At 56.8% G+C, this 18,155-nt stretch carries 15 protein-coding genes; 9 read left to right on the forward strand and 6 right to left on the reverse strand.

Going from position 1 to position 18,155, the window contains the following annotated elements; genetic code table 11:
- Positions 1-146: 146 nt before the first annotated feature.
- Positions 147-461 carry an antibiotic biosynthesis monooxygenase family protein gene (locus tag HKD21_RS07395; RefSeq protein WP_194255232.1) on the reverse strand — a complete coding sequence of 105 codons (315 nt, stop codon included), beginning with the start codon at positions 459-461 and terminating at the stop codon, positions 147-149.
- A gap of 239 nt (positions 462-700) precedes the next feature.
- Here HKD21_RS07395 and HKD21_RS07400 point away from each other — a divergent pair, with 239 nt between their 5' ends.
- A complete protein-coding gene (locus HKD21_RS07400; protein WP_194255049.1) occupies positions 701-1,858 on the forward strand; it encodes an iron-containing alcohol dehydrogenase in 1,158 nt (385 codons plus the stop codon).
- Positions 1,859-1,888: 30 nt separating this feature from the next.
- Here the strand turns inward: HKD21_RS07400 and HKD21_RS07405 are convergent, their stop codons facing one another.
- The gene (locus tag HKD21_RS07405) at positions 1,889-2,479 is read right to left on the reverse strand and encodes an NAD(P)H-dependent oxidoreductase (protein WP_194255050.1); all 591 of its coding nucleotides are present in this window, start codon (positions 2,477-2,479) and stop codon (positions 1,889-1,891) included.
- Between the two features lie 123 nt (positions 2,480-2,602).
- On the opposite strand from HKD21_RS07405, the gene HKD21_RS07410 reads away from it, so the two are divergent.
- Positions 2,603-3,526: a LysR family transcriptional regulator gene (locus HKD21_RS07410; protein WP_194255051.1), complete on the forward strand. Its 924-nt coding sequence runs from the start codon at positions 2,603-2,605 to the stop codon at positions 3,524-3,526.
- A 14-nt stretch (positions 3,527-3,540) separates the two neighbouring features.
- Here the strand turns inward: HKD21_RS07410 and HKD21_RS07415 are convergent, their stop codons facing one another.
- Positions 3,541-4,509, reverse strand: a complete 969-nt coding sequence (locus tag HKD21_RS07415; RefSeq protein WP_194255052.1) for a LysR family transcriptional regulator — start codon at positions 4,507-4,509, stop codon at positions 3,541-3,543.
- A 170-nt stretch (positions 4,510-4,679) separates the two neighbouring features.
- Here HKD21_RS07415 and HKD21_RS07420 point away from each other — a divergent pair, with 170 nt between their 5' ends.
- Genes HKD21_RS07420 through HKD21_RS07430 form a run of 3 tightly spaced genes read left to right on the forward strand, consistent with a single transcriptional unit; the run spans position 4,680 to position 8,943 of the window.
- Positions 4,680-6,344 (forward strand): MFS transporter, encoded by a 1,665-nt coding sequence (locus HKD21_RS07420; protein ID WP_194255054.1) that lies wholly within the window; start codon positions 4,680-4,682, stop codon positions 6,342-6,344.
- Positions 6,345-6,358: 14 nt separating this feature from the next.
- The gene (locus tag HKD21_RS07425; protein WP_194255055.1) at positions 6,359-7,435 is read left to right on the forward strand and encodes an HlyD family secretion protein; all 1,077 of its coding nucleotides are present in this window, start codon (positions 6,359-6,361) and stop codon (positions 7,433-7,435) included.
- Between the two features lie 8 nt (positions 7,436-7,443).
- Entirely contained in the window at positions 7,444-8,943 is a 1,500-nt protein-coding gene (locus tag HKD21_RS07430; RefSeq protein ID WP_228121155.1) for an efflux transporter outer membrane subunit, read from the forward strand.
- Positions 8,944-8,967: 24 nt separating this feature from the next.
- On the opposite strand, the gene HKD21_RS07435 is transcribed toward HKD21_RS07430, so the two are convergent.
- Positions 8,968-9,870 carry a S1/P1 nuclease gene (locus HKD21_RS07435; protein ID WP_194255057.1) on the reverse strand — a complete coding sequence of 301 codons (903 nt, stop codon included), beginning with the start codon at positions 9,868-9,870 and terminating at the stop codon, positions 8,968-8,970.
- A gap of 538 nt (positions 9,871-10,408) precedes the next feature.
- Between HKD21_RS07435 and HKD21_RS07440 the strand changes: the two genes are divergently transcribed.
- The 4 genes from HKD21_RS07440 to HKD21_RS07455 all read left to right on the forward strand — a co-directional run bounded on the left by HKD21_RS07440 (position 10,409) and on the right by HKD21_RS07455 (position 16,068).
- Positions 10,409-12,055, forward strand: coding sequence for a lactate permease LctP family transporter (locus HKD21_RS07440; protein ID WP_194255058.1), 1,647 nt, complete (start codon positions 10,409-10,411; stop codon positions 12,053-12,055).
- Positions 12,056-12,483: 428 nt separating this feature from the next.
- Positions 12,484-13,101 carry a sorbitol dehydrogenase family protein gene (locus HKD21_RS07445; protein ID WP_194255059.1) on the forward strand — a complete coding sequence of 206 codons (618 nt, stop codon included), beginning with the start codon at positions 12,484-12,486 and terminating at the stop codon, positions 13,099-13,101.
- A gap of 20 nt (positions 13,102-13,121) precedes the next feature.
- Complete coding sequence (locus tag HKD21_RS07450) at positions 13,122-14,759, forward strand: GMC family oxidoreductase (RefSeq protein WP_194255060.1); 1,638 nt, start codon at positions 13,122-13,124, stop codon at positions 14,757-14,759.
- Positions 14,752-16,068, forward strand: a complete 1,317-nt coding sequence (locus HKD21_RS07455; protein ID WP_194255061.1) for a cytochrome c — start codon at positions 14,752-14,754, stop codon at positions 16,066-16,068. The genes HKD21_RS07450 and HKD21_RS07455 overlap by 8 nt, the downstream gene beginning before the upstream one ends.
- 83 nt (positions 16,069-16,151) lie before the next feature.
- Here HKD21_RS07455 and HKD21_RS07460 read toward each other — a convergent pair whose 3' ends face one another.
- Together HKD21_RS07460 and glpK are read right to left on the reverse strand one after the other, a co-directional pair.
- Entirely contained in the window at positions 16,152-16,415 is a 264-nt protein-coding gene (locus tag HKD21_RS07460) for a hypothetical protein (protein WP_228121156.1), read from the reverse strand.
- A gap of 203 nt (positions 16,416-16,618) precedes the next feature.
- Complete coding sequence (glpK, locus tag HKD21_RS07465) at positions 16,619-18,148, reverse strand: glycerol kinase GlpK (protein ID WP_194255062.1); 1,530 nt, start codon at positions 18,146-18,148, stop codon at positions 16,619-16,621.
- Positions 18,149-18,155: the final 7 nt, after the last annotated feature.

An 18,155-nucleotide genomic window follows, 5' to 3' on the forward strand; every position in this document is an offset into this window, starting at 1 on the left:
CTGGCGCTCAGACAACAAAAATACCTCACTCACAGGCCTACCCTCCATCGGTAAGCCTGTGAATCACAACCTCTCGCTCAGTTCAATAAATTAATAGGTCCTGAGCCTAGGAAACAACACCTGCAAGCTTAAGCAGAAGGCACATGTCAGGCATCAATATTCTGCAGAACCTGAAACCCTTCAAAAACAGGTGGGCCAATCGTCAAAACCGCCCTTTGTCCCGCTCCGACATGTGCGACACGAAACTCTTCGGAGCGGGTCCAGCCGATAAATGCCTCGTAAGAGGTCCAAACGGTATGGGACGCGTACAGAACATATTCCTCAAGAACCGGCCCCCGCAGAAACTGGAAGCTGACAAACCCGGGGACGGCCCTGAGCAGGACATCCCGGCTTAGCCATTTCTGACGAAAGGCCTCTTCGCTGTCAGGCCGAACCTTGAAACGATTCATGGCAATGTACATCGCAATACCCTCATTCGCGCTTCGCAGGATATGCTCATGCGCCCGGAAACAACGAGCTGTCCGCAATGCGGTTTCCTTTATGGCAGAATGCACAATCCAAGACACTACGTCTGATAGTGATATTTTCCCGTCTGTGTCGAAACAGCGAAAAGCGTTAGGATCACGTCAGGTACATTCAGGCCGTAACGATCGCATTGATGACGGCGCAATCAGAAACACCCACTCTGAAGGCAGAAACCATGCAGAATTTTGAATTCTACAACCCCACGCGTATTATTTTCGGTGAGAACACGATCCCGAAGCTGGCGGAACAGATCCCGGCCGATGCCCGCGTCCTGATCCTGTTTGGCGGCGCAAGCGCAGAACGCAACGGCACACTTCCAGCCGTCCGCGAGGCGCTGGATGGCCGCTTTACACGGGAATTCGGCGGCATCGAAGCCAATCCGACCTTCGAGACGCTGATGAAGGCGGTCGAACTGATCCGGAACGAGAAACTGGACTTCCTGCTGGCCGTAGGCGGCGGCTCCGTCATTGACGGCACCAAGTTCGTAGCTGCGGCCGTGGATTTTGAAGGCGATCCGTGGAGCATCCTCACAACGCATGGCGCAAACGTCAAAGCTGCGATGCCATTGGGAACCGTTCTGACGCTGCCTGCGACCGGTTCGGAAATGAACAGCTTCAGCGTCATCACCCGTCATGCCACGCGCGAGAAGCTGGCCTTCGGCAGCCCGCACGTCTTCCCGCGCTTTTCAGTTCTGGACCCGACCCGCACCTATTCCCTGCCCGTCCGGCAGATTGCGAATGGCGTCGTGGATTCCTTCGTCCACATCATGGAACAGTACCTGACCTATCCGGCGGACGGTCTGGCTCAGGACCGCTTTGCCGAAGGGCTTCTGCTCAGCCTGATCGAAATCGGGCCGAAAGTCGTTGCAGAACCTGAAAACTACACGCTTCGCGCCAATTTCATGTGGATCGCAACACTGGCGCTCAACGGCATCATCGGTGTCGGTATGCCGCAGGATTGGTCCACACACAGCATCGGCCACGAACTGACGGCACGTTACGATATCGACCATGCCCGGACACTGGCCATCGTCCTGCCGTCCATGCTGCGTGTCCGCAAGGACGCCAAACGCGGCAAGCTCCTGCAATATGCAGCCCGCGTCTGGAACCTGCATGAGGGCACGGAAGACGAGCGGATCGAAGCCGCCATCGTGCAGACGGAAAAATTCTTCGAAAGCCTCGACATTCCGACCCGCCTCTCCGCTTACGACATCGGCGAAGACGGCATTGACCCACTGGTCGCACAGCTCGATGCTCACGGCATGACGGCACTGGGCGAACAGGCTGAAATCACTCTCGATATCAGCCGACGCGTGCTTCAACTGAGCCTGTAAAACAGAGGGCGGTTGAGGCCGCCCCTCTTTTCAGGATGCAGTCCCGATCACGTCTTTCAGATGCTGGTGATAGGCGGCAAGTGTCGCGTCCACATTTGGCGCTTTCATTACGTCTGTCGCCAGAAACGTCGGAAGTGGGGACATCCCCAGAAATTCATGAGCCTTGTGAAACGGGAAATAAACCCCGTCCACACCACGCCCCTCAAAGAACTGATCCGGGTCCGTAAAAGCATCTTCCGGCGCATTCCAGGTGACTGACAGCATGTAATGCTTGCCCTGTACCAGACCGCCAGAACCATATTTACGCTCGGGATGTGCACGGCTGCGGCCATCATTTGCATACAGCTTCCCATGACCAGCCGTCATGACTTCGTCCATGTATTTCTTGACGATCCAGGGCACGCCCATCCACCAGCCGGGGCACTGGTAGATGATCAGATCAGCCCACATGAAGTTCCCGACTTCCTGTTCCACATCGTATCCGTCATCAATCTTCGTCTGACGGATATCGTGACCGTTTTTCAACAGGATATCAGCGGCACACGCCTGAAGTGTGTCGTTCAGACGACCGTGAGAATGGGCAAAGACCTTGCCACCATTCAGAAGAAGAATTCTTGTCATGATTGCATATCCGTTATTGGCCCAAACCGGGGCTATAAAACCATCATGAACCCCTGAAACCCACTTGATAACCGTCGCGATCTCCACAAAATCTATGAAGCAGTTTCACAGATCGGGCAGAAAATGGACAACCGTTTCGGCGAGATGAAAATCTTCCTCCTGATTGTGGAAAGCGGCAGTTTTTCCGAAGCGGGCCGCCGCTCCATGATGACGCCATCCACAATCAGCAAGCTGATCGGGCGCGTGGAGAACCGCCTTGGCGTTAAGCTCGTGGATCGCTCGACCCGAAAACTTTCCATCACGCCCGAAGGTCTTGCCTATTACGAACGGGCTCAGGCTTTGATTGCCGAGCTTGAAGATATGGAAGGGTGTTTATCCAGAAAAACCGTCCAGTTGACAGGGATCATACGGATCAGCGCGTCCGTAGCGTTCGGGGCTTTGGTACTGGAGCCGTTGCTGCCGGAATTCTGGGCGACATATCCAGATATCGTGGTGGATCTGTCACTCTCCGACGAGATGGCAGACCTGTATCTGGACCGAACGGATGTTGCGTTTCGAGTGGGAAAACTTCAGGATTCCAGCCTGATGGCCCGACATCTGGGAACCGTACCGCGGCTTATCGTCGGTGCGCCGGAGTATCTGGAACGCTTTGGACGGCCTGAGAGCGTGGACGATCTGGAGCGTCATCGATGTCTGGGTTTCAATTTCCAGCGCGCGGCTCCGGTCTGGCCATTGCAGGAGCGCGGACGGGTCGTGGATCGGATTATTCGAGGGCCACTGCTCGCCAATAATGGTGAGACTGTCCGACGCGCGGCGCTCCGGGGCGCTGGGCTGGCACGGCTGGCGGAATATCATGTGCGCGACGATCTGAAGACGGGGAGACTGGTGGAGGTTCTGACAGATCGTGGTACGCGGGACGAAGAAGCCATCCACGCGCTTTATCAGGGCGGAAAACAGATCCCGCAACGCATCCGGGCTTTTCTGGACTTCGTGGTTCCACGTCTTCAGGTAAAACTCAAACCGACAATATCTTATAAAAATTTGTGAAGAAAATTCTCTGATCAGTATTCAAGCGGACGCAATGGGCCATTTCTGAAACGGACGAGCTCGTGGCGGATGACCTGAAACACAGTGTCGCGCAACCAGCGATGAACGCCATCTGAATCCACTCGGGGATGCCAGGCCTGAAAGGACGTAACGGGAGGAAGGTCGAACGGAAAATCGAACGCTTCGAGCTGGATTTGCGACAAGGGAAGACGGTCAATCACGATATCAGGCAGCGGAAGGATCATGTCCGTCTCTCGCATGGTTTCAATCATGGAATGGTAAGTCGGCACAACCATGGCAATGAGTCGGGTTAGGCCGTAATGCTCCCGCAAAACAGTGTCGATCGGGCCATGGAGCCGCCCTTTGCGGGAGACGCTGATATGATCATATTCGACAAGCGTCTGCGGCGTGATCCCGCGTGCGAAAATGGGGTGTCCTTGGCGCACCATGGCGCGGAATGACGTCAGAAACAGGGTTTGACGCATAATTTCGGGCCGCAGATCGTCCGTAGCACCGACATAAAGGTCGATCCTGCTGTTGCGTAGGGCGTCACTGGCCGGTTCCTCTGTTTCGGGAGCGAACACAACGCTGCAATTTGGGCACTCTCGCTTGAGGGCCATCAGGATGACATGCCCAAACGCACTGACGACAAGGTCATTGGCGCGGATCGTGAAGCGGGGCGAAAGATGGCGCAGATTGAGCGTTTCGCTGTCATTCACTAGCGCATCGGCCTCCCGCACGATGTTCTGGACCCGGTCACGAATGCGGCTGGCGAAGGCTGTGGCCATCATTCGGCGCCCGGACAGAACCAGAATAGGATCTCCGAACACGGTGCGCAGCGTTGCAAGATGGCGGCTCATGGCGGCATCGCTCACCTTCAGCCGACGCGCTGCCTGTGAGACGCTTTCTTCTTCCACAAGAACCTGAAGATAACGCAGCAGGTCGAGATCGTAGCGTCTGTGACTGTCAGTTCGTTTGGCCATCGCTCTCTCCGTTTCCTGCGGTTTTCCAGTATATTTCAGTGCTTTTACGCTGAAATGGAAGGGTTTTTTATAATCCTTGCGGAAAGTGGAAACGTCACTTGCTGCAAACGTGGGTTTTCGGACCACTCCGCTCTGGATAGTGGCTGTGGGACAACGAAAGAGACCCCACAATGCAACCAGCAGCCTCGCCTTCGGCGGGTGCGCCGCCCGCGCAGCCGTCTTACATTCCGCCTTTCGGCATGCGGACGATCGTCGGCTGTCTCGGGATGCTGCTGGCCGTGCATGTCGCCGGATTCAACGAACACATTACCGAAATCGGCCTCGCCGATATCCGCGGCGCAATGCATATCGGGCACGATGAGGGCACGTGGTTCACCTCGATCTACGAGGCCTTCAACATTGCGGCCATGGCGTTCACGCCCTGGTTCTACATGACGTTCTCGATCTATCGCTTCTCGATCTTCATGACCGCCGTATTAGCGCTTCTGTCCATCCCCCTGCCCTTCATGCCAGACATGATTTCGCTGTGTTTCCTTCGCGCCGCACAGGGCCTGAGCGCGGGCTGTCTGCCGCCCGTCCTGATGACGGTCATGCTCAAATACCTGCCTCCCCCCATCAAGGTGTTCGGCATTGGCGGCTATGCCATGAGCGCCACCTTCGGTCCCAATCTGGGAGGTCCTCTGGAAGCGATGTGGTTCGAGCATGTCGGCTGGCGCTGGCTTTACTGGGAAGTCATTCCCTTCAGCGTCGTCGCCATCGCCATGATGGCCTACGGACTGCCGCGCGATCCGGTGCATCTCGAACGGTTCCGGAATTTCAACTGGCGTGGCTTCTTTATTGGAGTTCCGTCCATCCTGTGTGTGGTGACGGTGCTGTACCAAGGAGACCGGCTGGACTGGTTCCGCTCGCCGATCATCTCCCATCTGACATTTTGGGGTGGTGCGTTGTTCGTGGGATTCCTGTTCCATGAATGGCACCATCACAGCCCGTTTTTCCGGCTTCAGTACTGGAAAAACCGCAACATCACGATGTCTCTGCTGACACTCGTGGGCGTGCTCATCATCTGCGGGCTGATGATGGAAGTCCCGATGACATATCTGGAAGCCGTGCGGGGATACCGACCCATCCAAGCAGCTCCGGTTGCGCTGACGGTTGCCCTGCCCCAGCTCATCATGCTGCCGCTGACGGCTGCGCTCTGCAACTCCGCACGGGTGGACTGCCGGTATGTTCTGGCGTTCGGGATGTCCTGTCTGGCGCTCGCGGCCTTCCTCGGGACCTGGCTGACGCCGGATTGGGTGCGGGATAATTTCTATCTCCTGCAGGCGCTTCAGATCCTTGGTCAGCCAATGGTCGTGATCCCGGTGCTGATGCTGGCGACCATGTCTCTCGGCCCGGCGGACGGGCCGTTCATCTCGGGCATGGTCAATATGCTCAAGGGAATGGCCAACGCGTTTGCAGCGGCCATTTTCGAAATCCTGCTCCGCCGTCGGGAACAGTATCACTCCACAATGCTATTGGACCGGACAGGCAATAACGCCACAGCGCTGTCCGGTATGGGCGATCCGATCCAGGGAGCCATCAGCAACAGCTCGCCCGACGGCGATCATGTGACGCGCAATACGCTCCAGATCTTCCACACCTATCTGCACGAGCAGTCGATCACGCTGGCGCTGGTGGACATCTATTTCGTCGTGATGTGCCTCTGCATTGCCTATGTCGCGCTGACTGCCGTGCTGCCGAAACGGGTTTATCCACCCGGCAAGGGGCCTGCTCCGGCCATGCCTGCCGCCGCCCGCGAACCCGATCCTTCCTCCCTTCCCGCCACCGCGCACTGACGGACCTGCCTCATATGATTTACGGAAAACCCCTTCTTCTGGCCGGATGTGCGGTCGTCCTGCTGACCGGCCTTGCCTGGACGGCAGATCGTTTCTTCGTGGGCGACGGCATCCGTCAGGAAACCAACGACGCCTATGTCACAGCCGATTTCACGACCGTGGCTCCCAAAGTCTCCGGACGTATCGACCGGGTGCTGGCGGAAGACAACGAATACGTCCATGCCGGGGAAGAACTCGCCCATATCGAGGATGACGATTACCGTGCGGCTCTGGATGCCGCGCGTGGCGATACGGCTGCGGCTCAGGGCGATGTGAACAATCTTCAGGCCCTGCTGGACCGTCAGGGCTCCATCGTCGATGCGGCGAAATATACCGTGCAGTCCGACGAGGCCGCGCTTGTCTTTGCGCGGCAAAATGCAGCCCGTTACCGCAATCTGTCCGCAGGGGGCGCGAGCACGATCGAGCAGCAGCAGGGTGCGGAAGCCCGACAGCTTGAAGCCCTCGCCGCCCTTGCCCGCGACAAGGCCGGAACCAGTACGGCTGAACAGCAGATCGCGGTGCTGAAGGCTCAACTTGAAAAGGCTCAGGGTGCGCTTCTGAAGGCAAAAAGTGCCGAGCATCAGGCCGAACTGAACCTCTCTTACTGCACTATTCCCGCGCCGGTGGACGGCGTGGTGGGAGAGCGAGGCGTGCGTGTCGGTGCCTATGTCCATCCGGGCACGGGGCTTCTGGCGGTCGTGCCGGTCCGCAAGGCCTATGTGCTGGCGAATTTTCAGGAAACACAGCTGACGAAAGTCCAGACCGGCCAGAGTGCGACGGTATGGATCGATACGTTTCCCGGTCATCCGCTCAAGGCCCATGTGGACAGTCTGGCCCCGGCCACAGGTGTCGCATTCGCAGCCATCCAGCCCGACAATGCGACCGGAAACTTCACGAAAGTGGTCCAGCGCGTCCCCGTCAAGCTGACTTTTGATCCCGGCCAGCCTCTGGCGGAAAAGGTTCGTGTCGGCATGTCGGTCGAAGCGCGTATCGACACGTCTTCCACGCCAGAAGGCACCCATTCCCATGATGCTCGGTATCTCTGGAAATGAGATCTTCCATGTTTCCCCCCTCACGCTGCCTTCTTCTGGCACTCACCATGCTGTCTGCCTGTACGGTGGGGCCGGACTATCACCGCCCCGACCCGCAGGCCCCTGCGCACTGGCATCAGAGCCTTTCTCCCGAAGCCAGTCATCCGCAGGAGACATCCATTGTCGATGCACAATGGTGGCGGATCTATCGCGACCCCACGCTGACGGCGCTGGAAGAAGATGTGGCGCGCAACAATCTCGATCTGCGTGAAGCCGCCCTACATTTCACCGAAAGTCAGGCGGAACGGCGGATCGCCAGCGCGGCCCAGATGCCGCATATGGAAGGCGCTGCCTCCTATGCCCGTGAACGCGCCAGCACGAACGGTATTCTCGGCCTTCTGGGAACCATGCAACAAGCCGGGCCCGGCGAGATTGCCAGCGGCCAACAGGGCTTTGGACCGGCTGCAATGGATGGCGCGAAGGGCAACCCGTCTTTCAATCTGCCACAATACGGGCTGAGTGCATCATGGGAGGTCGATTTCTGGGGGCATGTGCGTCGTCAGGTCGAGGCAGCTACCGCGGCCATGCAGGAAACGGACGAACTGCACCGCGATGTGCTGGTCTCCCTCATGGCGGAAACCGCGCAGGATTATCTGAGCCTGCGAAATATCCAGACGCAGATCGGCATCACGCAGCAGAGCATCGCAATTGCAGCACACAGCGTGAAACTGACGGAACTCCGCTTTGCACAGGGCACGGCAACGAAGCTCGATATCGCTTATTCCCGCGGTCAGATGCATGGTTTTGAGGCGCGCCTTCCTGTGCTGAAAAGTCAGGAAGTGCACCTCGTGAATGCCCTGAGTTTCTTGACGGCGCGACAACCGGGCGCGTTGAAAGACACGCTCGGGTCTGTTCAAGCCCTCCCCTCCGTCCCTGCTGACATTCCGGTCGGTCTGCCCTCCGAACTGGCCGAACGCCGCCCCGATGTGCGAGCGGCAGAAGACCACCTCCATGCCGCGACGGCGAGTATCGGCGTGGCAGTCGCGGATTTTTTCCCGCGCGTAACGCTGTCTGGCAGTCTGGATATTCAGGCATTGCAATTCAGCGGGCTGGGTTCATGGGCATCGCGTCAATACGGGTTCGGGCCGACTATGACGCTTCCCTTGTTCGAAGGCGGTCGCCTGACCGGACAGCTTCATCTGCGCCGTGCCCAGCAGAAGGAAGCGGCGATTGGGTTGCAGCGCACGCTTCTGAAAGCATGGGAAGAGGTCGATGACTCAATGGCGGATCTGAGCGCCGCGCAGGAGCGGCGCAACAGGCTCGCAGAGACGGTCGCGGAAGACGAAACCGCTGTTCATATCGCGCAGCTCCAGTACGGTCAGGGAGCCGGAGACTTCCTCAACGTCCTGACGACGCAGAATGCCCTTCTGGCCAGCCGAAGCGCTCTGGCTGAGTCAAGCGCGAACGTCTCGATCTCCGTCGCCCATCTATACAGGTCTCTGGGAGGAGGCTGGATGCAGAAACCCTGACATCCAGCGAATGCAGCGTCGTCCTCAGCCGTTATTCAGAGCGGAATTGAGGACGGCTGCCAGACGCACACCCGCCTGTTCGAGACGCAGTTGCATGATCGGCCATGTCAGCTCGGTGTAGGCCTTGCCTACATCGGCACCCTTGTTTGCCGGAAGCGCACCATAAGCCACGCTGCGGGCCAGTGAATGGCTTTCATCGGCCCAGTTGACGGTCGCGTCGTGAACGTCGCCGCCTTCCAGATCCTGCACCCAGTATTGCGCTTCATCAGGCGTAATCAGGGCACCGAGACGATCCGCCTCCTGTTTCGCACGGGCGGGATCGATGCTGTAGAACGGCCCGACATGCAGGTCCGCTTCATGATCGATCACTCCTTCGTCCCACAGGGAATGCAGGTTCATGTGACCATTGGCGTTATTGCCGAAATAGGTCAGGTGAATTGCGTTGCCGCCCATATCCTTGTTGCGCTCAGCGGCGTGGAGGGGCTGGTGGATATCGCCCATCAGATGAACGACCCATTTTAGCGCGACCAGACGCTCCTGAGGCGATGCATGCGTATCGGCAAGGATCCTGATTTCTTCGGGAAGTTTTTCCACAACACAGGCATGGTCCGGACAGTCGCGGGCCTGATCATAGGCCGGATGAGACACGTCGATATCAACGTAATGCCATTTCAGCGTCTCGGGCGCGCCTCCCTTCTTCTTGGGAACATGGCCGATCGTATCGGGCCATGAGGCGACCTGATCAAGGGTCTGGTGGTTTTCAAGTTTCAGCAGAGCTGCCGCCGCTTTGCTGGTCTGGGGCGTCAGGCGCTCCTGAGCGATATCCGCCACGATAGCGTGACCATAAGGCCCCCAGGCAAATGCACTGGAAGAAAAGGCAAGCATGCCTGCCCCGATCAGGGACGCACAGAGAACACGAAACTGCATGGAAAACCTGACTGCCCATTGCTGGAAATAATGTTCTCTCTGTTTCTCACCCTTTCGGGAGCACCACAAGGCATTCCAGCGCGACGTCATACCTCGCGTTCGACCTGCGATCACAGGAAAGAAATTCTACAATAAAAATCTTTGAAATTTCCTGATTTCATTTAATTTTTTAGTTTTATAAACTAACTTCTCTTCCATGATAAATTATAACGCTCAACATTCCACATTAGACCATAATTTTTATTTCATATCATCCGATTTTACTTCATAATTTATAATGATCGAGATGAAATAATTCACAAATTCTTCAATCTTAAACTACAAACTTTAACGATAAACATCATGGTTTATTCGAATTTATCAAAGGATGTATTCTCATTTATCCAACTATTAAAAACAGTATGTCATAAAATTTACCACAATTTTCGAAATACCCTCATTGCTATTATTATTCCCAAAAAATACGATCCATTTGTGAATGCAAGAGAAATACAAATTTTTCTTAATATCACTTAATTTCTATTTTGGAGGCTCCAGAATGTCATCCTGGGCACAGGTTTACGATCCAATAGGCAACATCTGGATTTCTGGAGCAGTCGCCCTTATTCCAATCCTGTTTTTCTTTTTCGCCCTTCTTTACCTGCATATGAAGGGCCATATTGCCTGTACCATTACTGTGGGAATTACTTTTGCACTGGCTGTCCTGTTTTACGGCATGCCTTTCCTCACAGCTGTAGCAGCCTGTATGTATGGCTTTGCTTACGGATTATGGCCGATTTCCTGGATCATTATCGGGGCAGTCTTTCTGTACAAGATTTCCGTCCGGACAGGTCAGTTCGACATTATCCGCCATTCCATTTCCACGGTTTCAAAAGACCAGCGCATTCAGCTTCTGCTGGTCGCCTTTGCTTTTGGGGCCTTTCTGGAAGGAGCTGCCGGTTTTGGCGCGCCTGTAGCTATTACGACAGCACTGCTCGTCGGGCTTGGTTTTCCGCCGATCTACGCCGCCGGGCTGTGTCTGATCGCCAATGCGGCACCTGGCGCATTTGGTGCCATGGGCATTCCCGTGATCGTCGGCGCGCAGGTCATCGGGGCCGAGCCTTATGCCGTGGGTCGACTGGTCGTGATGCAGTTGCTAGCGATCGGCATCATCATTCCATTCTGGCTGGTCGCTGTTGTGGACGGAGTGCGGGGCATCCGTGAAACGTGGCCCGTTATTCTGGTTGCCGGAGTAACCTTCACCGTCACGCAGTCTCTGACAGCCCTGCTGATCGGTCCGGAACTTCCTGATATTATTGCGCCACTGGTGACGATGGTTGCCATCCCGGTCTTTCTGCGCTTCTGGAAGCCAAGCCTGGTTTTCCGTTTCGACACTGGCGATACACCCGCCGATGCCGTGATTGACAACACCTCCTATACGTCATCGCAGATTATGCGGGCCTGGTCTCCGTTCATCATCCTGACGGCCTTCGTTGCAATCTGGAGTATCAAGCCCTTCAAGGCCTTGTTTGCCGCTGGTGGCCCGCTAAACTGGACGGTACTCGTCATCCAGTTTCCAGGACTGCACAATCTGGTCCTGAAAACGGCCCCGATTGTCCCCAGCCCGACCCCGTATGCCGCAATTTTCAAGCTAGATTTTATTTCTTCGGTCGGAACAGCCATTCTGCTGGCCGGTGTTGTGACCGTTATGTTCCTCAGGATGCGCCCTACAGACGCCTTGGCGACATTCCGCGACACCCTGCGTGAACTGCGCATTCCAATCTATGCCATCGGTATGGTGCTGGCCTTTGCATTTCTCGCAAACTACTCCGGCCTTTCCACCACGCTGGCGCTGGTTCTTGCCATGACCAAGGGTGCCTTCACGTTCTTTGCACCGCTTCTCGGTTGGCTCGGAGTGTTTCTTACGGGGTCCGACACGTCTTCCAATGCGCTGTTCGGCGGTCTTCAGGCGGCAACCGGACGGCAGATCGGGGTCAGTGGAGAGCTTCTGGTAGCCGCAAATACGGTAGGCGGTGCTGTGGGAAAAATGATTTCCCCACAATCCATTGCTGTAGCCTCGGCAGCCGTCGGGCTGGTGGGACGCGAAGGCGAACTGCTTCATTTCACGCTGAAATGCAGCATCATTCTGGCCGTTCTGGTTGGACTGGTTACGACGGCGCTTGTTTTTATGGGGGTAGGCGCCTGATCCTTTATTGATCTGAAAGCGATGATGATCGGGCGCAGGAATATTCTTGCGCCCGTTTTCTTGTTCAGGCCCCGATAAGATTGCAAAATTCTGCTTCTAAAAATTAGTTAAGAAGCATTCGCAACAACAATAAACACTGCTGCAGAAGCATCCCGGCGAATCCCCTCTTCTGCACGAAGAATCACCACAATAGAGCTTTGTAAAAATCTTCAACACTCTTCGGAAACCACAATAAGACAACGAGCGTTTTCGCTTTCTATCCTTTCGCAATATCGTTCGAAAACTTTGTTTTTTAGGAGATTATTTACCGATAATAAGCTCTCCGCGGTTGCATGATCACACGACGTCTGTAGGTTGCGGACCTTTGTAAGGTGACACTGATCACGGTCATGTCATCCGTCTCGAGTGTATGCGAAGAGTGATTTTACATGACGAAAGATCGTCACTGCCCTCTTGTTGACCTCCATACGTCCTCCCCCAATGCCATGCGTCTGAACCGGCTGACGCGAATGTCGCGTCGCGATACGCTGATGACGGGCATGGCGGGCGTAGGCGTTCTGGCGGTTGGAAATGTCGCGGCCGCAGACCCTGCGACTGGCGCCGATCCAGAACTTGAACGCTTCATGAAGGTGTCAACGCGTCTGACCGATCGCGCCTCTCTCGATCCCCGGATCGGAAAGGCTCTGTACGAGCGCATTCTTCAGTCTGGGCCAGAGCGCAAAGCGCAGCTTTCTAAGCTGGCGACGCTGCTGGAAAGCGGAAATTACGAAAACGCCTCCGCGTTCGCCAAGGCCGCCGAACAGGCTGATCCGGCGTTCAAGGATGTCATTCATGATATCATGACCGGCTGGTATCGCGGTGTCGCGGACGGCAAGGTTGTGGTCTATCGCTCCGCCCTCATGTTCGACGTCACCAAGGACGCGATCTATCCCAAGACCTATGCCGCAGGCGGCCCGTTCTACTGGACGACTCAACCGCCTGATGTCGACAAGCCGACCGGCGCTCCTGCGCTGTCGCCGTCCAAGTTCGACGTGGAACCTACCTGAGAGCGGGAAAAGCATCTCCTATGTCTTCTGATCAGAATCTCTCCGCCGATGTTGTGATCGTCGGGTCCGGCGTGGCTGGCAGTTCCATTGCGAACGAACTGGCGCGTGCGGGCATTTCCGTCATCGTGCTGGAAGCCGGACCGCGTGTGGACCGGCAGCATTTCGTGGATAATTTCCGCAATCTGGAAAACAAGCCGTCCTATCAGGGTCCCTTCCCCTCCACGCCCTGGGCCGTGCATCCGCCCAACCAGATGACGCCGAACCAGTATCTGCATACGAGCGGCCCCAACGCGGAAGCCTATCAGCAGGTCTATCTACGGATGATGGGTGGGACGACCTGGCACTGGGCCGGATGTGCATGGCGTTATCTGCCGTCAGATTTCGAACTCAAAAGCCGCTATGGTCAGGGCCGCGACTGGGCACTGAAATACGACGATCTCGAACCGTTCTATTATCAGGCCGAAGTCATGATGGGCGTGTGCGGGCCGGACCCGAAGGTCGAGGATCTGGGCTCTCCCCGCCAGCAGCCCTATCCGATGGAAGCGCTGCCAATTTCTTATGCAGCGCAGCAGTTCCGCAAGCTCATCAACGAAAAAACACCCTACCGTGTCGTACATGAACCGCAGGCCCGCAACACGCGGCCTTATGACGGCCGCCCGACCTGCGAGGGGCACAACAACTGCATGCCGATCTGCCCGATCGGTGCGATGTATAATGGCGGATATTCCGTCTATCACGCAGAGGCGGCCGGGGCGAAGTTCATCCCGAACGCAGTCGTCTACAAGATCGAGCGTGACAGCGCGAACAAGAAGGTGACGGCCGTTCACTATTACGATCCGGACAAGGGATCGCACCGCGTCACAGGCAAGTATTTCGTTATTGCGGCGCACTGCATCGAGACGGCCAAGCTCCTTCTGGTTTCGGCAGACGAACAGAGCCCCAATGGTATTGCCAACAGTTCGGGCCATGTCGGTCGGAACATGATGGATCATACGGGCGTACAGGTGACGTTCATCAGCGGCGATAAGGCTCTGTGGCCGGGACGAGGGCCACTTGAAACCAACGTGATCGACAATTTCCGCGATGGCGACTGGCGTGGCGATCGCGGCGCATATCTCGTGCACATGGTTGACGACAATCAGGTCGATTTTGCAACGCAGCTTGCGATTTCAAAGGGTTATGTCGGCAAGGATCTCGAAGAGCAGATCCGTTATCTGGCCTCCCATACCGTCCGTCTGTTCAGCCATAATGAAGCTCTGCCCGATCCGGACAACCGCCTGACGCTGAGCACGACGCACAAGGATGCGCTCGGCATTCCGCACCCGGATGTCTATTACAAGCTGCCGGAATACACCGTCCGCAGTTGCGAGCATACGCGCGGACTGTTCAAGAACCTCATCGGCCTGATGCATGGCACGGACGAGCAGTGGACGCCGGGCTATTTCCCGCAGGATCATCCCTCCGGCAGCACCATCATGGGTGTGGACCCCAAGGATTCCGTCGTGGACGGGCACTGCCGGACGCATGACCACGAAAACCTGTTCATCGCAAGCTCGTCCGTGTTCTCCACGGTCGGGACCGGAAACATCACCCTTACCGTCGCAGCCCTTGCGCTTCGTGTTGCCGATACGCTGAAAAAAGAACTGCTCCATGCCTGATTTCAAAACCGTTTTCTGGTCTTTTCTTGTTGGTGGAACGGTTCTGGGCGGACTGTCTTCTTTCGCTGCGCGGGCGGCGGACGTGGATCAGGACGTCATGAACCGTGGCGCCTATCTCGCCACGGCTGCGGACTGCATCGCCTGTCACACCAAGCCGGGCGGCACACCATTCGCGGGCGGTCTGAAGATCGCCACACCCATGGGCGACATCATTTCCACGAACATCACGCCCGATGCCGATCATGGCATCGGAAAATACTCCGAGCATGACTTCGAACAGGCCCTGCGTCGTGGCAAACGTCGCGATGGCGAGAACCTATATCCCGTAATGCCGTATGTCTCTTACGCGGCCATGACGGATCAGGACGTTCATGCGCTCTATGTATGGTTCATGAACGGGGTCAAACCTGTCGCGCAGACGCCCCCCGCAACCCAGCTCAGTTTCCCAAGCAATATTCGCCTGACGCTCTCAGGCTGGAACATGCTGGCAGGAACCGAGACGCAGGAAACGGGCGATTCTGCGACTTACGACAAAATGCGTCGCGGTCGATATCTGGCCACAGCGCTCGAACATTGCGGAACATGCCACACACCACGCAATGTCATGCTGATGGAGAAATCCGACCAGTATCTGGCGGGTAGCCCGCTATCTGGCTGGTACGCGCCGAACATTACACCGAGCAAAACGGGCGGAATTGGAGACTGGAACGAAGACGATCTCGTCCAGTATCTGCGTACCGGTCGGGTTAAAGGCAGGAGTCAGGCGGCTGGACCGATGGGCGAAGCTGTCGAACACAGCACAAGCCATCTGACAGACGAAGATCTGCACGCTATCGCGGCGTTTGTCCTTCAGGTCAAACCGATCGACGATGCTTCCGACCATCAGCCGCGTGACGGTTTCGGCAAAGCGAACGATATCCCCGATCTACGCTCGGGCGAGCTGACCCGCATCGACAACCTGTCCCAGAAAGCCCCGGAGAACCTGTTCGACGCCAACTGTGCCGCCTGTCATGGGCAGAACGGTGCGGGAACCGTCGATCAGTATGCGCCGTCGCTCTATAAAAACTCCGTGGTCGGTGCAGGACGCCCGGACAATCTGATCATGACGATCCTGACGGGTGTGAACCGCAAAACGGCGGACGGTCACGCGAGCATGCCAGCTTTCGGCAGCACCTCGGATGTACAGCGTCTGGATGATGCGGAGGTCGCAAGCCTCGTGAACTATGTCAGCAAGACTTTCGGCAGCGGCACCTACACCGTCACCGCAGATCAGGTCGCCAAGGTTCGCAAGGACCACACGCCGCACTGATCCTTCGTCAGTCACACATGTTCATCAAAAAAGGGGGGAGCCGTATCTGATTCGGCTCCCCCCTTTTTATGAAAAACGCAGATTCACCCTTCGCTGGAACGACGCTTCATCAACAGCAGGACGAAATACGGCACGAAAAAATAAAGGCCAATCATCACCATGAGCGGACCAAGTAGCCAAGCCATGTTTTCGTGAAACAGCGACTGGCTGAAGAGATTGCCGAGCCCCATCATGCAACTGACGCAGAAAAAGCCACCCAGATTTGCGAGAAATCCGCGGTCCCCATTAATTTGACGCAGCTGGTTGAAAACGGAACTGGATTGCTGCGGGACGGTCATTGCGGACATGCTTCCTGTTTTCCAGCAGAAAATAGAAAAAGAACACGCCAGTCGTGGCTTTCCATCCTGTTGGAGTGTCGGGAAGGATACTGCCAAGTCCCGCAAGATCAAAGCCTCAACTCCACAAAGAAGAGCCGCACGAGGTTCTGTCCGACATTCAATAAAAAACCGGCGCCTTTGCAGGCGCCGGTTTCCCAAAAATTATTGAACGCTCAAGCGGCCTGACTGGAAACCGCGGCGGCAGTCGGCTCGGCCGGAGGCGTGAGCGTGCGGCGGACCGCGTCGTGCCAGCCATCGATCATGATACGACGCTGTGCCGGGTCCATCTTCGGTGCGAAAACGCGCTCCTGTTTCCAGGTCGCCGCGACTTCATCCAGACTTTTCCACAGTCCAACCTGCAATCCAGCGAGGAAGGCTGCGCCAAGAGCCGTAGTCTCGATATTGACCGGACGTTCGACCTCAGCCTTGAGCATGGAGGACAGGAACTGGGCGAACCAGTCATTGACCGCCATGCCACCATCGATACGCAGAATGCTTGTGCGCATGGCACCGTCTTCGCGCATGGCGCGGATCAGGTCATAGGTCTGGTAGGCCACGGATTCCAGCATGGCACGTGCAATATGCGCCTGCGTGGAGCCGAGCGTCAGGCCGCAAATCAGGCCACGCGCGTCGGGGTCCCAGTGCGGAGCGCCGAGGCCTACGAAGGCCGGAACCATATAGACGCCGTGGCTGTCCGGGATACGGGTTGCCATGTCGTCGGTCTGGGAGGCGTGCGTTATCAGTTGCAGGCCATCACGCAACCACTTGATGCCCGCCCCAGCCACGAAAATAGAACCTTCCAGCGCGTAAAAGGTCTTGCCGCCGATGCGATAGGCGATCGTGGTCAGCAGGCGGTTATTGGACATGATCGGCTTTTCCCCGGTGTTGAGCAGCATAAAGCAGCCCGTACCGTAAGTCGCCTTGGCCATGCCTTCATGGAAACAGGCCTGTCCGATAACGGCAGCGTGCTGGTCGCCTGCCATACCGCCAATGGCAATCTTTTCCCCGAACAGCTTGGCTTCCGTCTCACCGAAATCGCTGCTGTTGTCGCAGACTTCCGGCAGAAGGGCGCGCGGCACGTTGAAAAGCTCAAGAAGTTCATCATCCCACTGTTGCGTGTGGATATTGAACAGAGACGTGCGGCAGGCATTGGTGATATCGGTCGCGTGTTTGCGTCCGCCTGTCAGGCGCCACAGCAGGAAGCAGTCGATCGTGCCTGCTGCAAGTTCACCAGCTTCCGCACGGCGGCGCGCATCGGGAACATGATCGAGCAACCACGCAATCTTGCTGGCCGAGAAATAGGGGTCCAGCAGAAGCCCGGTCTTGTCGCGAACGATGGCTTCCTTGCCTTGCTGGCGCAGAGCGCTGCATTCATGGGCCGTCCGGCGATCCTGCCAGACGAGCGCACGATGGATGGGGCGGCCCGTTTCGCGATCCCAGATGACGACAGTTTCGCGCTGGTTGGTAATGCCCAGAGCCGCAATCCGCTCAGGCCCGCCCACTTCGTCGATGGTCTCCCGCGCTGTGGCGAGCACGTCACGCCAGATGTCCTCGACGTCATGCTCCACCCAGCCGGGCTCAGGGTAATGCTGCGGAAACTCACGGCGGGAGATGGCCAGAGCCTGCGCATCCTTTCCGAAAATGATGCTACGGGTCGAGGTCGTGCCCTGATCAATGGCGAGGATGCAGTCTTTCTTGTTCATGATAGGC

Source organism: Gluconobacter cerevisiae (assembly GCF_015244675.1).
GTDB lineage: Bacteria > Pseudomonadota > Alphaproteobacteria > Acetobacterales > Acetobacteraceae > Gluconobacter > Gluconobacter cerevisiae.

Coding starts and splice junctions, on each gene's coding strand:
- HKD21_RS07395 (WP_194255232.1), bottom strand. CDS start 461: ATGTACATTGCCATGAATCGTTTCAAGGTTCGGCCTGACAGCGAAGAG.
- HKD21_RS07400 (WP_194255049.1), top strand. CDS start 701: ATGCAGAATTTTGAATTCTACAACCCCACGCGTATTATTTTCGGTGAG.
- HKD21_RS07405 (WP_194255050.1), bottom strand. CDS start 2,479: ATGACAAGAATTCTTCTTCTGAATGGTGGCAAGGTCTTTGCCCATTCT.
- HKD21_RS07410 (WP_194255051.1), top strand. CDS start 2,603: ATGGACAACCGTTTCGGCGAGATGAAAATCTTCCTCCTGATTGTGGAA.
- HKD21_RS07415 (WP_194255052.1), bottom strand. CDS start 4,509: ATGGCCAAACGAACTGACAGTCACAGACGCTACGATCTCGACCTGCTG.
- HKD21_RS07420 (WP_194255054.1), top strand. CDS start 4,680: ATGCAACCAGCAGCCTCGCCTTCGGCGGGTGCGCCGCCCGCGCAGCCG.
- HKD21_RS07425 (WP_194255055.1), top strand. CDS start 6,359: ATGATTTACGGAAAACCCCTTCTTCTGGCCGGATGTGCGGTCGTCCTG.
- HKD21_RS07430 (WP_228121155.1), top strand. CDS start 7,444: ATGTTTCCCCCCTCACGCTGCCTTCTTCTGGCACTCACCATGCTGTCT.
- HKD21_RS07435 (WP_194255057.1), bottom strand. CDS start 9,870: ATGCAGTTTCGTGTTCTCTGTGCGTCCCTGATCGGGGCAGGCATGCTT.
- HKD21_RS07440 (WP_194255058.1), top strand. CDS start 10,409: ATGTCATCCTGGGCACAGGTTTACGATCCAATAGGCAACATCTGGATT.
- HKD21_RS07445 (WP_194255059.1), top strand. CDS start 12,484: ATGACGAAAGATCGTCACTGCCCTCTTGTTGACCTCCATACGTCCTCC.
- HKD21_RS07450 (WP_194255060.1), top strand. CDS start 13,122: ATGTCTTCTGATCAGAATCTCTCCGCCGATGTTGTGATCGTCGGGTCC.
- HKD21_RS07455 (WP_194255061.1), top strand. CDS start 14,752: ATGCCTGATTTCAAAACCGTTTTCTGGTCTTTTCTTGTTGGTGGAACG.
- HKD21_RS07460 (WP_228121156.1), bottom strand. CDS start 16,415: ATGTCCGCAATGACCGTCCCGCAGCAATCCAGTTCCGTTTTCAACCAG.
- glpK (WP_194255062.1), bottom strand. CDS start 18,148: ATGAACAAGAAAGACTGCATCCTCGCCATTGATCAGGGCACGACCTCG.